Genomic DNA, 16226 nt, shown 5'->3' with positions numbered 1-16226 from the left:
TATGAATATCGTCGAAAAAGTACAAGAAAACCTGAAAGCCGAAATCAAAGCAGCGGTTCTGAAAGCAGGACTCGCAACAGAGGATCAGATCCCGGATGTGATTCTTGAAACACCGAAGGAAAAGTCACACGGTGATTATTCAACGAATATGGCGATGCAGCTTGCACGCGTAGCGAAAAAAGCTCCGCGTATGATTGCCGATGACATTGTTGCAAACTTTGACCAGTCCAAAGCTTCCATTGAAAAAATGGAGATTGCAGGACCCGGTTTCATCAATTTCTACATGAACAACGAATACTTAACAGACTTGATCCCGTTAATTCTCGATCAAGATCAGGAATACGGTCAATCAGATGCTGGAAACGGCGAAAGAGTAAACGTCGAGTTCGTTTCTGCCAATCCTACTGGAGATCTTCACCTTGGTCATGCCCGTGGAGCGGCTGTCGGCGATTCCCTATGTAACGTCCTTGAAAAAGCAGGCTATAACGTAACCCGTGAATACTATATCAATGATGCCGGAAATCAGATCCATAACCTGGCGATTTCAGTAGAAGCCCGCTATTTCCAAGCGCTTGGACAAGACAAAGCGATGCCTGAAGACGGGTATCACGGTGCGGACATCATTGAAATCGGAAAGAAATTGGCGGAAGAATTCGGCTCCAAGTATGCGGAAGTAAGTGATGAAGAGCGTTACAAGTTTTTCCGTGAATACGGCCTGAAGATTGAAATGGCCAAGCTTCAAAACGACCTTGAAATGTTCCGTGTCCCATTCAATGTTTGGTACTCTGAAACATCCCTTTATGAAAATGGGAAAATCGATGCAGCATTGAAAACATTGAGAGACAACGGTCACGTATACGAAGAAGACGGTGCGACCTGGTTCCGTTCCACAGAGCTTGGAGATGACAAAGACCGCGTTCTCATCAAGAATGACGGCACTTACACGTACCTGACACCGGATATTTCGTATCACCAGGATAAATTTGAGCGTGGACATGATGTGTTGATCAATATTTGGGGGGCGGACCATCACGGATACATCCCTCGTATGAAAGCAGCCATTGAAGCACTCGGCTTTAACCGTGACAAACTAGAAGTTGAAGTGATTCAGCTTGTTCACCTTTATAAAAATGGTGAAAAGATGAAGATGAGTAAGCGTACAGGGAAAGCCGTTACGTTACGTGAGCTAGTGGAAGAGGTTGGACTTGATGCGGTCCGTTATTTCTTTGCTATGAGAAGTGCTGACACGCATATGGACTTTGACCTGGACTTAGCCGTATCACAATCCAACGAAAATCCTGTGTACTACGCTCAATATGCTCATGCGCGTATTTGCAGCATCCTGCGTCAGGCAGAAGAACAGGGACTGGCGTCTGAAGACAAGATCGACTTAAAGCTGATCGGTACGGAAAAAGAAGTCGACTTACTGAAAAAGCTGGGTGAATTCCCACAAATGATCGCTGATGCGGCAGAGAAGCGCACGCCTCACCGTGTAGCGAACTACATCAATGATCTGGCATCTGCTTTCCACAGCTTCTACAATGCCAACAAAGTTCTTGATGAGGAAAATCGTGAGCTGACGACAGCTCGTCTCGCTTTAGTGAAAGTGGTACGTGTTACGTTGCAAAACGCTCTTGCCTTGATTGGTGTAGCAGCCCCTGAAAAAATGTAAATTCGTCTTAAAGGTCCGTCCCTCACAGGATGGACCTTTTTTTCTTATATTTTTCACGGTTTAACGTATAATAATGGTAGATGAATGTAGGAGGAGAATGGTATGAAGACGGTTGTTTTAGCGATTGTAACCGGTTTTTTGGTCGGGTTTATCTTTGCTCTGTTCAAGCTCCCGATACCGGCACCGCCCGCCCTGGCCGGAATTGCCGGAATTGTGGGCATTTACCTTGGGTTTAAGGCGTTCATGGCGATCCAGCCCTGGATCGAGTCCGTGTTCAAATAACATCGTACATACGAGAAGCCACAGCTTCCAAACAAAAAAAGATGGACACCACGTGCCCATCTTTTTTTACGACCATTCAAGCGTCCCCCCACTAATCCGCTTTACCCCCCTAATAGAAGAGAGGTCTTCAATCAGTTGCAGCATGGCCTGATCCTTATGCTTCGCTTCCACCATAAAATCAACGTCCTGATCCATATTCTTCAGCGTTTTGAAGAAGCCTTCCACAAATCCCGGATCAACCAAATCCGCATGTGAACGGAATGCCTTTTCCGATTTAGGAGAAGAGATATGGATTTTAGGAACTAAATCTCTCCTGTCCCAGGTGGCAAAAATACGTTCAAGCTGATTTTCAAGAGGCACATCACCCGGATTCGCTTCGTGATGATGAATGTCGAGGACCATCGGAATATCCTCTTTCTCGCAAACACCCAACGTTTCGTTGACGGTATACGTCTTGTCGTCATTTTCCAATGTCATAATATCCTTCACATCAAGCGGGAGACTCTTCAAATTTTCATGGAAACGGACCAATGTCGCTTCCTTATCCCCGTAGCTTCCCCCGATATGAATATTGATGACGGACTTCTTTTCAATCCCCATATACTCTAGCATCCTGTAGTGATATACCATATCCTTTACGGCATTGTCCGTCACATGTTCTTTAGGACTTGTAAACAACGTGAACTGATTCGGATGAAAGCTCGATCGGATTTCGAACTCCTTGATCAGATCACCGAGCTCTTTCCACTCATGTTGAAAAGGAGAGTAGAAATCCCATTCCACTTCCGGATGGGTGGCGAGGGGGACGAGGGAGCTTGATAATCGGTACAGTTTAATTTCATGAGCAGCACATAGATAGAGGATGCGCTTCGTATGCTCCAGATTTAACGCCGTCACTTCCTTCAGGCGATCCATGCGCTCATTTCTAGGCAACTCTGTGTAACGTTTGTATGTCATGGTCTTGGCCGGGCTTGCGTCCCATAAGGAGAGGGAGTTCGCCACGAATCCGAATCGGACTTTCATGTGTCATCCCCCTAAAGTAAGATCGAAATGGATGACCCGATCCGCTCTTTTATACGGGTAAGGAGGGAGACTGATGCAAGATCGTTCTCGCTCAACATATCGGATGCCTCCATGTCTTTTTTCATTTCCTCTTTCAATGTTTGAATGAACCCTTTATCGAAAATTAGATTATTGATTTCAAAATTGATGAAAAAACTTCTCTTATCAAAGTTCGCCGTTCCGATATCACAGAAGTGATCATCGACGACCAGCACCTTGGCATGGTAAAAACCGTTCATGAATTGATACACTTGTGCTCCTTTTGCGAGCAGAGGTCTGAAATACGGAAAGGCCGCTTCCTTCACCAGCATATGATCTGCATTGTTTGGGATGATGATCTTGACGGTGACACCCCTGTCTAATGCACCCAATAGGGCATCCATTAATTTGGGGGTGGGGATGAAGTACGGCGTTCCGATGATAATTTCAACTTGCGCTTCATCGATGAATTTCCCAAAGAAGTCTTCAATATTGATGCCTTCCGTCGGGAAAATCTGATGCTGGATGCATCCTTTTTCAGCATCTGGGAAATACTTTGCTTCGTCCTTCAGATCCTTTCGTGTTGCGCGGAACCAGTCGATACAAAATTCCGTCTGTAGATCGTGAACGCCTTCCCCTTCAAGGCGGAGGTGATAATCCCTCCAAGGAGAAAGCTCAGGAATATCGTTTTCATCGATGTACTCCTTCCCGATATTATACCCGCCCAAATAACCGATCACGCCGTCGATGACAGTGATCTTCCGGTGATTCCGCTGTTGGGAGGAAAAGAACAGGTAGGGAAGCTTCACCCTGCGACAGAAATCCACTTCTACACCCGCATCCCGAATTTCCTTCACCTTCGATTTAGGAACGTTATGACTCCCGATCTGATCCATAAGAAGCCTAACCTCGATCCCTTCTTGGGCCTTTCCTTTCAGTAATTCCAAGAACCTCAGGGCAAAATGGTCATCCTGTACGATATAAAATAAAACATGAATGGAGGACTTGGCTTCTTTCATCTCTTTAAACATTTGATCAAAAAGCTCGGGTCCCCTTGAAAACAGTTGAATATCACTCATTCGTTTCTCATAATCTCTTCTTGTCCGCGTCCGGATAAAATGACTTCTTCCTAATTTAAAATCGATCATCAGCCATCCGATAACTGCGGCAACGATCATCAGCAGGATTAACCACCACATAGAATCACTCTCTCATTTGCATTATCTTTAGTATGTCCTGAAATTTATGTACATTGCATTCTTTCTTCTTTTCCCATTTACAAGCGCTTTTGAAACCTGTGGCAGGGACAAATCGTCCTGTTTCTTTTCAGAAAATGAATATCCGTTCATGAAAAGGTTTTCATTTTTCTTAACAAAAACCATTGACTGAATGCTCATTCATAATATAATGGAGATATGAACTATTCAGAATATTAATTTGGTTTGTAAAAGTTTGAACAAAGGGGAAGTTCGACGGACCAAAGAAGGGGGAGTGTTTGTCTATGAATGGGTTACTCATTCTCAATTGGGTCGCATTTGTTCTTGTGACCGTTTATGCACTGAGTCTGTTTGTGTATGTAGTAAAGACGAGAATTGAATATATTAAGCTCGGGAAGAAAGTGGAGTTCGACAAACGATTCAAAGAGCGATTCCAGAAGATCCTGGTCAATGTCTTTGGACAGAAGAAACTTCTGAAGGATAAGAAAAGTGGAGCAATCCACGTCATGTTCTTCTATGGGTTCATCCTGGTCCAATTCGGGGCCATTGACTTCATCTGGAAAGGACTGGCACCTGGAAGTCACCTGCCGCTTGGTCCATTATATCCTGGTTTTACTTTCTTCCAGGAAATTGTCACACTGATGATCCTTGTCGCGGTTGTGTGGGCATTCCATCGCCGCTATGTGGAAAAGCTTGTCCGTTTAAAAAGAGGGTTCAAATCAGGACTCGTTCTGTTATTCATCGGTGGATTAATGCTTTCCGTCCTTGTCGGGAACGGAATGGGCATCATCTGGCATGGTGAAGAGCTTGCCTGGACGGAGCCGATTGCGTCATTGATTGCAGGGGCTCTTGGAGGCATCGGAGAAACGGCTTCCATCGCCATTTTCTATGTGGCATGGTGGATTCATTTACTATTCTTATTGGCCTTCCTTGTGTATGTGCCGCAATCCAAGCACGCACATTTAATCGCAGGTCCTGCCAATGTTTATTTTAATCGCTTAGACAACCCTGGAAAGCTGAAGCCGATCGACTTTGAAGATGAATCAGCAGAAAGCTTCGGAGTAGGGAAAATTGAAGAATTTACACAGCATCAAATGATCGATTTCTACGCATGTGTGGAATGTGGTCGCTGTACAAATATGTGTCCGGCAACAGGTACAGGGAAAATGCTTTCTCCAATGGACCTGATCGTAAAATTACGTGATAACCTGACAAATCACGGAGCGGTCGTGACACAGAAGAAACCTTGGGTGCCGACATTCGCATTCAACGGCACAAAAGGCAACCAGCTTGCCATGGCAAGTGCGACTCAAGCGGCTGAAGAAGCGGCAGCAGGGGCTACTTACAGCCCAAGCTTGATCGGGGATGTCATCACGGAAGAAGAAATCTGGGCATGTACAACGTGCCGTAACTGTGAAGACCAATGTCCGGTGATGAACGAACACGTAGATAAAATCATCGACCTTCGCCGTTACCTCGTACTGACGGAAGGAAAGATGGATGCAGACGCACAGCGCGCCATGCAAAACATCGAGCGCCAGGGGAATCCTTGGGGTCTGAACCGTAAAGAGCGTGAAAATTGGCGTGAAGCGAGAGAAGACGTCACGATCCCTACGGTAAAAGAAATGAAAAAAGCCGGAGAAGACTTCGAATTCCTATTCTGGGTCGGATCCATGGGTTCATTTGATAACCGAAGCCAAAAGATTGCGCTATCCTTTGCCAAGCTGATGAACGAAGCGGGAGTGAAGTTCGCGATCCTTGGAAATAAAGAGAAAAACTCTGGTGATACACCGCGACGTCTCGGAAATGAATTCTTATTCCAAGAGCTTGCCGGTCAAAACATCGCCGAATTTGAAAAGCATGAGATCAAGAAGATTGTCACGATCGATCCACATGCGTACAACATCTTTAAAAATGAGTATCCGGACTTTGGTCTGGAAGCAGAGGTCTACCACCATACAGAACTTCTGCACCAGCTTGTACAGGAAGGTCGCCTGAAACCGCAATACGAAGTGAACGAAACGATCACCTTCCACGACTCTTGTTACCTTGGCCGATACAACGAAGTGTATGATCCACCGCGTGAAATCCTGAAATCGATTTCCGGCGTGAAATTGGTTGAGATCGAACGTAACCGAGAAAAAGGAATGTGCTGTGGAGCAGGTGGAGGACTGATGTGGATGGAAGAAGACGCAGGTCACCGCGTCAACGTCTCCCGTACCGAGCAGGCACTGGCTGTCAGTCCGTCGGTCATCAGCTCAGGTTGTCCTTACTGCCTGACGATGCTATCGGATGGTACGAAAGCGAAGGAAGTGGAAGAAACGGTTTCGACGCTGGACGTAGCAGAAATCCTGGAAAAAGCCGTTTGTGGCGATCAAAAGGATCAGCCGGCAGCTTCTTAAAAAGAATATTATTGATCCAATAATGAATTGAAGTGAACATTCAGGAGTGAAACAAAATAGCCTCTATTGCGTTTCACTCCTATTGTTTTTCTACAATAATAAATTTGATGGAAAAATAAAAACTTTCTAAAAAATCGGGTGCGCTCACACTCAATATGAAGTACAATAGAGATATATTGGGGACAAAAATTGTCCCTTCTCTTGTGAGAATTAGTTGAGCGAGCGTTCAGTCGAAAGTCAGTCAAAATTTTTTAATGTTAATTGAAAGCGTATACAATTTGTCGAATGTAACCCATATAAAGGAGAGCGATGGAGATGGGAAAAACGGTTATTTTAGATGGAGCTAGAACGCCTTTTGGAAAATTTGGAGGAAGTCTCAGCAGTTTTACTGCTTCAGAGCTTGGCGGATTTGCCGTGAAGGAAGCGTTGAAACGTGCCGGCGTAAGCGGAGAAGAAGTGGAAGAAGTCATCCTGGGATCGGTTTTACAAGGCGGCCAGGGGCAAATCCCTTCACGTCAAGCCTCACGCCATGCGGGATTACCGTGGAATGTCAAAACGGAAACGATCAATAAAGTGTGTGCTTCCGGAATGCGGAGCGTCACACTGGGAGACCAGATCATCCGTGCAGGCGACGGCGAAGTGATCGTGGCAGGTGGAATGGAGTCCATGTCCAACGCTCCTTACATCCTGCCGAAAGCGCGCTGGGGATTCAAAATGGGCGATTCACAAGTAAAGGACCTGATGGTTCATGACGGACTGACGTGCAGCTTCAACAACGTCCACATGGGAACGTACGGAAACGAAACAGCGAAGGAATTCGAACTATCAAGGGAAGAACAGGATCAATGGTCACTCAGAAGCCATCAACGGGCAGTGAAAGCAACGGAAGAAGGCGTACTAGGTGAAGAAATCGTCGCCGTCGAAGTGCCACAGCGTAAAGGCAATCCTGTCATCGTCGATAAAGATGAAGCACCAAGGAAAGAAACGTCCATCGAGGCGCTGGCTAAATTAGGTCCTGTCTTCGGATCAGAAGGGACGATCACGGCAGGAAACGCACCAGGAGTCAACGACGGAGCGGCTGCCATGGTATTGATGAGCGAAGAAAGAGCAATGAAAGAAGGAAAACAGCCGCTAGCGACGATCCTTGGTCACACATCGATTGCCGTTGAAGCAAAAGACTTCCCGCAAACACCGGGACTGGTCATCAATGAGCTTCTCAAGAAAACCGGGAAATCACTGGAAGAAATCGATCTGTTTGAAATTAACGAGGCATTTGCTGCGGTTGCATTGACCAGCGGGAAAATCGCCGGACTGGATCCGGAAAAAGTCAACGTAAACGGTGGAGCGGTTGCCCTCGGTCATCCGATTGGAGCAAGTGGAGCGCGCATTATCCTGACCCTGGCATACGAGCTGAAACGCCGAGGCGGAGGCATCGGAATTGCCTCGATCTGCAGCGGAGGCGGTCAAGGGGATGCGATTATGATTGAGGTGGCGAAGCAGTAGGGGGATTGAGTGGTTGTACCAGGTACAAATGAACAGGTTTGTACCTGGTACAGATTTTCCTTGATAGGTTCAGCTAGTTAAATAAACTCATAAAGTCAGCAGCTGAAAACGCAAAACCAATCAACTGGAATTGAGCTGTGTACCAGGTACAAATGAACAGATTTGTACCTGGTACAAAATGAACGGATTGTACCAGGTACAGTAATTACCGTGATAGGTTCAGCTGCTGAAAAAACCCACAAAAACAGCAGCTGAATACAAAACGCAAAACCAAACCAACTAGATTACTAGTGTTAACCATAGCAAAGGGGAGAACAAAATGAACATCAAAAACGTAATGGTCATCGGTGCAGGTCAAATGGGCTCCGGAATTGCACAGGTATGTGCTCAAGCTGGATTCAATGTGTATCTGAACGATTTGAAAGAAGAGTTTGTTCAAAAGGGAATGGGCGTTATCACGAAGAACCTGACGCGTTCCGTTGAAAAAGGGAGAATGACGGAAGAAGATAAGACAGCCACGTTGAACCGCCTGAAGGCTTCAACGGATATCCACGATGCCAAGCAGGTTGATATCGTCATTGAAGCGGCCGTTGAAAATATGGACATCAAAACGAAAATTTTTGCTCAACTAGATGAAATTACGCCGGAGCATACAATCCTTGCTTCTAATACCTCATCCCTTCCAATCACGGAAATCGCTGCAGCGACGAAGCGTCCGAAGCAAGTGATCGGGATGCATTTCATGAATCCGGTACCCGTGATGAAGCTTGTGGAGATCATCCGTGGATTGGCGACGACGGATGAAGTGTATCAGGTGATTGAAGACATGACGAAGTCCCTTAATAAAGTGCCGGTGGAAGTGGAAGATTTCCCTGGATTCGTGTCAAACCGGATTTTGATGCCGATGATCAATGAAGCGATCTACACCCTGTATGAAGGAGTGGCGAGCAAAGAAGCAATTGACGAAGTGATGAAGCTCGGTATGAATCACCCAATGGGACCTCTTACGTTAGCTGACTTCATCGGACTCGATACTTGCCTATACATCATGGAAACACTGCACGAAGGCTTCGGTGATGATAAATACCGCCCGTGTCCACTGCTTAGAAAATATGTGAAGGCCGGCTGGCTGGGTAAGAAAACAGGCCGCGGTTTCTATTCGTACGAATAACGAACATCAGGGGGGAAACAGTCATGGAGTTACGATTCACGGAAGAGCAGCAGATGATGAGGAAAATGGTCAGGGATTTTGCTGAAACGGAAATTCAGCCGTTTATAGAAAAAATGGAAGAGGGAGAATTCCCGAGAGAAATCCTGAAAAAAATGGCTGAGCTTGGTTTGATGGGGATCACGACCCCTGAGAAATATGGCGGTTCGGAGATGGATTTCACTTCGTATATCATTGCGATTCACGAGCTGTCGAAAGTAAGTGCCACCATCGGGGTCATCCTATCTGTCCATACGTCGGTGGGAACCAACCCGATCCTTTATTTCGGAAACGAGGAGCAGAAACAAAAGTACCTTCCTAAACTTGCGTCGGGAGAATACCTGGGTGCTTTCTGCCTGACAGAGCCGAGTGCAGGATCTGATGCAAAGAGCCTCAAATCCCGTGCTGAGAAGCGGGGAGATCACTATGTGGTGAACGGATCGAAAGTTTTTATCACCAACGGCGGTGAGGCAGATACGTATATTGTTTTTGCCACAACGGATCCGACAAAAGGAAGCCGCGGGGTGTCTGCCTTCATCGTAGAGAAGGATACACCAGGGCTTGTGATCGGGAAAGATGAACATAAGATGGGTCTTCACGGTTCCCGGACCGTTCAGTTGACCTTTGAAGATATGAAAGTACCTGCTGAAAACCTCCTCGGTGAAGAAGGGGAAGGCTTCAAAATCGCGATGGCCAATCTTGATGTCGGTCGAATCGGAATTGCAGCACAGGCACTGGGAATCGCTGAAGCAGCATTTGACTATTCAACGGCTTATGCCAAAGAACGTGTGCAGTTTGGCAAACCGATTGCCGCTCAGCAGGGAATCGGCTTTAAGCTGGCGGATATGGCGACGGCCGTTGAAGGAGCTAAGCTTCTTGTGTACCGTGCGGCGAATCTTCGTACAAATAACAATTCCTGCGGGAAAGAAGCCAGTATGGCAAAGCTGTTTGCTTCGAAAACAGCGGTGGAAGTGTCGACGGAGGCGATCCAGGTGTATGGCGGATATGGCTACACGAAGGAATATCCGGTTGAGCGCTTGTTCCGTGACGCGAAAGTGACGGAGATTTATGAGGGTACGAGTGAGATTCAGCGGATGGTGATTGGGAAGAATTTGTTGGTGTAATTGAAATCTAGCAAGGGTGTCGCCGAGCACTTATTCTTAGCGTGTCAGGCACCCGATATATACTGAGATGTTTCGTGGCGTAAAGGGGTTTGCTGCTTTTTGAGGTTGCCGGACCCGGTATGAAGTAGATATGAGGAGGAAGTTGAGATGAATTTTAAATTATCGGAAGAGCATGAAATGATACGGAAGATGGTGCGTGATTTCGCGCGGAATGAGGTGGCTCCGACTGCTGCTGAGCGTGATGAGGAAGAGCGCTTTGATATGGATATATTCAAGAAGATGGCAGAGCTTGGACTGACGGGGATACCTTGGCCGGAAGAATACGGCGGGATCGGCAGTGACTATCTCGCGTACTGTATCGCCGTTGAAGAGCTATCAAGGGTGTGTGCGTCCACGGGAGTTACGCTTTCAGCTCATACATCGCTTGCAGGATGGCCGGTTTACAAATTCGGTACCGAAGAACAAAAGCAGAAATATCTTCGCCCGATGGCTCAAGGTGAGAAAATCGGTGCTTATGGTCTGACAGAGCCAGGTTCAGGATCTGACGCCGGCGGTATGAAGACGACCGCTCGATTAGAAGGCGATCATTATGTATTGAACGGTTCTAAAATTTTCATTACAAACGGTGGAATTGCTGATACGTATATCGTGTTTGCATTAACTGATCCTTCCCAGCGCCAGCGTGGAACGAGTGCGTTCATTGTAGAGGCAGGCTTTGAAGGGTTCTCGGTAGGGAAGAAAGAGAAGAAGCTCGGTATCCGTTCATCGCCAACGACTGAGATCGTATTTGAAGAATGCAAGGTGCCAAAAGAGAACATGCTTGGCAATGAAGGCGACGGATTCAAGATTGCCATGATGACTCTTGATGGCGGCCGTAACGGAATTGCCGCTCAAGCAGTCGGGATTGCTCAAGGGGCCCTTGATGCTTCCGTCGATTATGCCAAAGAGCGTGAGCAGTTCGGTAAGCCGATTGCAGCGAACCAGGGGATTTCATTTAAGATCGCGGATATGGCGACTTCCATCGAAGCTTCCCGTCTATTAACCTACCAAGCTGCGTGGTTGGAGTCTGAAGGGCTTCCATACGGTAAAGAATCGGCGATGTCGAAGCTGATGGCCGGGGATACAGCGATGAAAGTAACGACGGAAGCGGTACAAATCTTTGGTGGATATGGTTATACGAAGGATTATCCGGTGGAGCGTTATATGCGTGATGCGAAGATCACTCAGATTTATGAGGGGACACAGGAGATTCAGAGATTGGTTATTTCGCGGATGGTGACGAAGTAAGGGATTGATTTTAAAGAAGATTTTCTTTAAAGTCCTGACGCGTGTCATGCACCCGAAGGATTTCTGCATGTTTCGTGGCGTAAAGGGGTTTGTGTCACGGCTGCTTGAGGGTGCCAGACCCGGTATGAATTGATATAGAGATAGAGTTCTGATTGCTTCGTTGGGGGATGAAGCAGTTAGATTAGAGGTTAGGGGTCAATGGGAGAAACGGAATATAAAGGCGGTCGGTTGTTTTGAATAAGAAGAGGGAAGTTCATGCTTCGGTTAAGGATGAGCGTTTGGTGGAAAAGCGGCGTGATCAGATGATTCGTGGGGCCGTCTCTCTATTTAAGCAAAAGGGGTTTCATCGCACCACGACTAGAGAGATCGCAAAGGCCGCCGGATTCAGTATCGGAACGCTCTATGAATATATACGGACAAAGGAAGATGTACTGTATTTAGTGTGTGACAGCATTTATGAGCAGGTTCGATTGGAGCTTGAGGAGCTGGATGTGGGAAAAGGGACGATTGAGAGCTTACGGCTAGGCATCGCCCATTACTTCAAGGTGATGGACCGGATGCAGGATGAAGTTCTTGTCATGTATCAGGAAGCGAAATCACTCTCAAAGGACGCCCTTCCATATGTCCTGCGCAAGGAGCTTGAAATGGTCGGGATGGTGGAAGACCTGATCAAAGGCTGCGTGGAAAGCGGGAAACTGGATCTTGATGGTAATCAAAGCCACATGCTGGCTCAAAATGTATTCGTTCAGGGACAGATGTGGGGATTCCGTCGCTGGGCAATGCAGAAGCGATTTACGCTTGAGGAATACATCGATCTTCAAATCGAGCTGCTTTTTACAGGAATCATCGGATTTGAAAAACAAGGGAGAACAGGGGGAGTAGTATGAGCACGGTTGAGATTTATAAACCAAAGCACCATGTTCGTTTTGTCACGGCGTCGAGCCTGTTTGACGGGCATGATGCGTCGATCAACATAATGCGTCGGATTATCCAGGCAAGTGGGGCGGAAGTCATCCACTTGGGACATAACCGTTCTGTAGAAGAAGTCGTCAATGCTGCTATTCAAGAAGATGTTCAGGGGATTGCGATTTCATCTTATCAGGGCGGACACGTCGAATACTTCAAATATATGTACGATCTTTTAAAAGAAAGAGGGGCATCCCACATCCGCATTTATGGCGGAGGCGGCGGGGTGATTATCCCGCGTGAAATCAAGGAACTTCACGAATACGGGATTGCCCGCATCTTTTCGCCTGAAGACGGACGTACGCAGGGTCTTCAAGGCATGATCAATAAGATGATCGAGGAATGTGATTTCCCGACCATCAAGGGAAGCGTGAATCAAGAAGTTGAAAAGCTTTCGACTGGAAATGTGAACACGGTTTCGAAGCTGATTTCTCTTGCCGAGTACCAAGTCGGGGCCAATGAAGAAGTCGCGGCTACAGCCCAAACCGTTTTTTCCGAGATTAAAAACTTGGCCAAAAAAGTGCCGGTATTAGGGATTACAGGAACAGGTGGAGCAGGGAAGAGTTCATTGACGGATGAGCTGATCCGCCGTTTTATCAATGAACTTCCTGAAAAGAAAATCGCGATTCTATCCATCGATCCAACGAAACAAAAAACAGGCGGTGCACTGTTAGGTGACCGGATCCGTATGAATGCGATCTTCAATCCGCGTGTCTACATGCGAAGCCTTGCTACCCGCGGATCGAAAACGGAGCTTTCACTTGCAATCAAAGACGCGATCAATGTCGTGAAGGCGGCAGGGTATGATCTGATCGTCGTTGAAACGAGCGGGATCGGGCAGGGAGATGCGGAAATCGCTGAAATCTGTGATATGTCCATGTACGTCATGACGAGTGAATTCGGTGCCCCGTCCCAGCTTGAGAAAATCGATATGATTGATTTTGCCGACCTGATCGTCATCAATAAATTCGAACGCAAAGGCTCGGAGGATGCGAGACGCCAGGTGCAGAAGCAGTATCAGCGCAGTCATATGCTATTCGATAAAGAGCTCGATGACATGCCAGTATACGGGACGATTGCCAGTCAGTTCAATGATCCGGGGACGAACGCCCTGTTTGCGGCCATCATCGAAACCGTGAATAAGAAGATGGAACTGGATTGGAAAACGGGCTTTTCTAAAAACGTTGATGTAGAAAAACAAAACGTGATCATTCCAAACAATCGCCGTTACTATCTTCGTGAAATTGCCGAAACGGTTCGCAATTATCATAAAAAGGCCGAAGAGCAGGTGGATTTGGCACGTCGGATGTTCCAGCTTGAAGGGGCCATCGAAGCGGTAAATGAAAAAGAAACGAATGATGGTATCGTCACATCCCTTCAAACGTTAAAAGAAGAAGTTGAAAATAAACTAACAGCAGAATCAAAACAGATTTTACAAAAATGGGATAACCTCAAAGAAACGTACAGCAAAGATCAATTCATCACGAAAATCCGTGATAGGGAAATCGTCACGGAATTAAAGACGAAGAGTTTATCCGGACTGGACATCCCGAAAGTATCTCTTCCAAAATACAAAGACTACGGTCAGATTCTGGATTGGGTTTACAAAGAGAATGTACCAGGTTCATTCCCTTATACAGCAGGCGTATTTCCTTTTAAACGAAAAGGGGAAGATCCGAAGCGTCAGTTTGCCGGAGAAGGGACACCTGAACGGACGAACCGCCGATTCCACTACCTGTCGAAGGATGATGATGCAAAACGCCTGAGTACGGCATTTGATTCTGTGACGTTATACGGTGAAGATCCGGATCACCGTCCGGACATCTACGGAAAAGTAGGGGAAAGCGGCGTGAGCATCTGTACGCTGGAAGATATGAAAAAGCTGTATGCAGGGTTTGACCTGTGCGCGCCGTCTACGTCGGTTTCCATGACGATCAACGGTCCGGCACCGATCATTCTTGCGATGTATATGAATACAGCCATCGATCAGCAGATCCGCATGAAAGAAGAAGAGCTTGGCCGCGTACTCACAGTCGAAGAATATGTGGAAGTGAAGGAACAAACACTTCAAGTTGTCCGTGGAACGGTGCAGGCAGATATTTTAAAAGAAGATCAGGGCCAAAACACATGTATCTTCTCAACTGAATTCGCACTTCGCATGATGGGTGACATCCAGCAGTACTTCATCGATCACAAAGTACGAAACTATTATTCTGTTTCGATTTCCGGCTATCATATCGCCGAAGCGGGGGCGAACCCGATTTCGCAGCTTGCCTTCACACTAGCGAATGGATTTACGTACGTAGAGTACTACTTAAGCCGTGGAATGGACATCAATGCTTTCGCGCCAAACTTATCGTTCTTCTTCTCGAACGGTCTGGATCCCGAGTATACAGTGATCGGACGTGTAGCGCGCCGCATCTGGTCTACGGTGATGCGGGATAAATATGGTGCGAACGAACGCAGTCAGAAGTTGAAGTATCACATTCAAACATCCGGACGTTCTCTTCATGCTCAGGAGATTGATTTCAATGATATTCGTACAACGCTTCAAGCCTTGATGGCGCTGCAGGATAACTGTAACTCCCTGCATACGAACGCCTATGATGAAGCGATCACAACCCCGACGGAAGAATCCGTTCGCCGTGCCATGGCCATCCAGATGATCATCACGAAAGAACACGGATTATCCAAAAACGAAAATCCGCTTCAGGGTTCATTCATCGTCGAGGAGCTGACGGATCTCGTGGAGGAAATGGTGCTGACTGAATTCGACCGCTTAAATGACCGTGGCGGAGTACTCGGATCAATGGAAACCCAGTATCAACGAGGGAAAATCCAGGAAGAATCCATGTACTACGAAATGAAGAAGCATTCCGGTGAGCTACCGATCGTGGGAGTGAACACCTACCTGAATCCAAATCCTCCTTCAGAGGAACAAATGGACAGCATGGAGCTGGCCCGAGCAACGAAAGAAGAGAAAGAAACTCAGATTCATAACCTGCGTGACTTCCAATCTCAGCACAAAGATCAAACAGAAGAAGCCCTGAACCGATTGAAGCAGGCAGCCGTCGGTGGAGGCAATATCTTCGAAGAGCTGATGGAAACGGTAAAAGTCGCAAGCCTTGGACAAATCACCCGTGCCCTTTACGAAGTAGGCGGACAGTACAGACGTAATATGTAATGGTAATGAAGGAAATGAGACTACTGTGGGTGCAGTGGTCTCTTTTTTCACAGTGAACATTCTATAAAGTGATGATTAGGCATAGTCTTATCGATGAGGAAAATTCTTTTTTGTACTAATAACCAGTTGTTGATTAATATACTAAGTTGATTGGAGCGGAAGGCACTCGACTCCTGCGGAAAGCGAGTGACTGGAGCCGAAATCAAAATCGCCACTCTCATAAAAATCGAGAAAAGAAACCAAACAAGTTTAAAAACGCACCAAACCGTCTATCCTTTATACGAACTCAACCAACTTTTAACATGAACTTAATAGTTATAGGGTAAGATTTCCTATATAAT

The 16226-nt window shown here is 46.6% G+C and carries 11 protein-coding genes; 9 read left to right on the top strand and 2 right to left on the bottom strand.

The features are described from left to right. Position 1: 1 nt before the first annotated feature. Positions 2-1672, top strand: coding sequence for an arginine--tRNA ligase (gene argS, locus ACIGG7_RS18225; RefSeq protein WP_397550565.1), 1671 nt, complete (start codon positions 2-4; stop codon positions 1670-1672). A gap of 102 nt (positions 1673-1774) precedes the next feature. Then, positions 1775-1954, top strand: a complete 180-nt coding sequence (locus ACIGG7_RS18220; protein ID WP_032086963.1) for a XapX domain-containing protein — start codon at positions 1775-1777, stop codon at positions 1952-1954. A gap of 66 nt (positions 1955-2020) precedes the next feature. Here the strand turns inward: ACIGG7_RS18220 and uvsE are convergent, their stop codons facing one another. Beyond that, the gene (gene uvsE, locus ACIGG7_RS18215) at positions 2021-2977 is read right to left on the bottom strand and encodes a UV DNA damage repair endonuclease UvsE (protein ID WP_397550564.1); all 957 of its coding nucleotides are present in this window, start codon (positions 2975-2977) and stop codon (positions 2021-2023) included. Between the two features lie 11 nt (positions 2978-2988). Further along, entirely contained in the window at positions 2989-4194 is a 1206-nt protein-coding gene (cls, locus tag ACIGG7_RS18210) for a cardiolipin synthase (RefSeq protein ID WP_397550563.1), read from the bottom strand. Positions 4195-4496: 302 nt separating this feature from the next. Between cls and ACIGG7_RS18205 the strand changes: the two genes are divergently transcribed. The 7 genes from ACIGG7_RS18205 (at position 4497) to icmF (ending at position 15885) form a co-directional block, all read left to right on the top strand. After that, positions 4497-6614, top strand: a complete 2118-nt coding sequence (locus ACIGG7_RS18205; RefSeq protein ID WP_397550562.1) for a 4Fe-4S dicluster domain-containing protein — start codon at positions 4497-4499, stop codon at positions 6612-6614. A 315-nt stretch (positions 6615-6929) separates the two neighbouring features. Continuing rightward, positions 6930-8117, top strand: coding sequence for an acetyl-CoA C-acetyltransferase (locus tag ACIGG7_RS18200; protein ID WP_397550561.1), 1188 nt, complete (start codon positions 6930-6932; stop codon positions 8115-8117). 319 nt (positions 8118-8436) lie between these two features. Continuing rightward, positions 8437-9288 (top strand): 3-hydroxybutyryl-CoA dehydrogenase, encoded by an 852-nt coding sequence (locus tag ACIGG7_RS18195; RefSeq protein WP_224944031.1) that lies wholly within the window; start codon positions 8437-8439, stop codon positions 9286-9288. 23 nt (positions 9289-9311) lie between these two features. Next, on the top strand, positions 9312-10448 hold the full coding sequence (locus ACIGG7_RS18190) for an acyl-CoA dehydrogenase (RefSeq protein ID WP_224944028.1): 1137 nt from the start codon (positions 9312-9314) through the stop codon (positions 10446-10448). Between the two features lie 147 nt (positions 10449-10595). Next, positions 10596-11735 carry an acyl-CoA dehydrogenase gene (locus ACIGG7_RS18185; RefSeq protein WP_397550560.1) on the top strand — a complete coding sequence of 380 codons (1140 nt, stop codon included), beginning with the start codon at positions 10596-10598 and terminating at the stop codon, positions 11733-11735. 233 nt (positions 11736-11968) lie between these two features. Further along, positions 11969-12622, top strand: a complete 654-nt coding sequence (locus ACIGG7_RS18180; protein WP_224944021.1) for a TetR/AcrR family transcriptional regulator — start codon at positions 11969-11971, stop codon at positions 12620-12622. Further along, complete coding sequence (gene icmF / locus ACIGG7_RS18175) at positions 12619-15885, top strand: fused isobutyryl-CoA mutase/GTPase IcmF (protein WP_397550559.1); 3267 nt, start codon at positions 12619-12621, stop codon at positions 15883-15885. The genes ACIGG7_RS18180 and icmF overlap by 4 nt, the downstream gene beginning before the upstream one ends. Positions 15886-16226: the final 341 nt, after the last annotated feature.

Source organism: Rossellomorea sp. NPDC077527 (assembly GCF_044542955.1).
GTDB classification, from domain to species: domain Bacteria; phylum Bacillota; class Bacilli; order Bacillales; family Bacillaceae_B; genus Rossellomorea; species Rossellomorea aquimaris_E.
The sequence above is the reverse complement of the archived record's forward strand: the minus strand, read 5'-3'. Positions and strand labels throughout refer to the sequence as shown.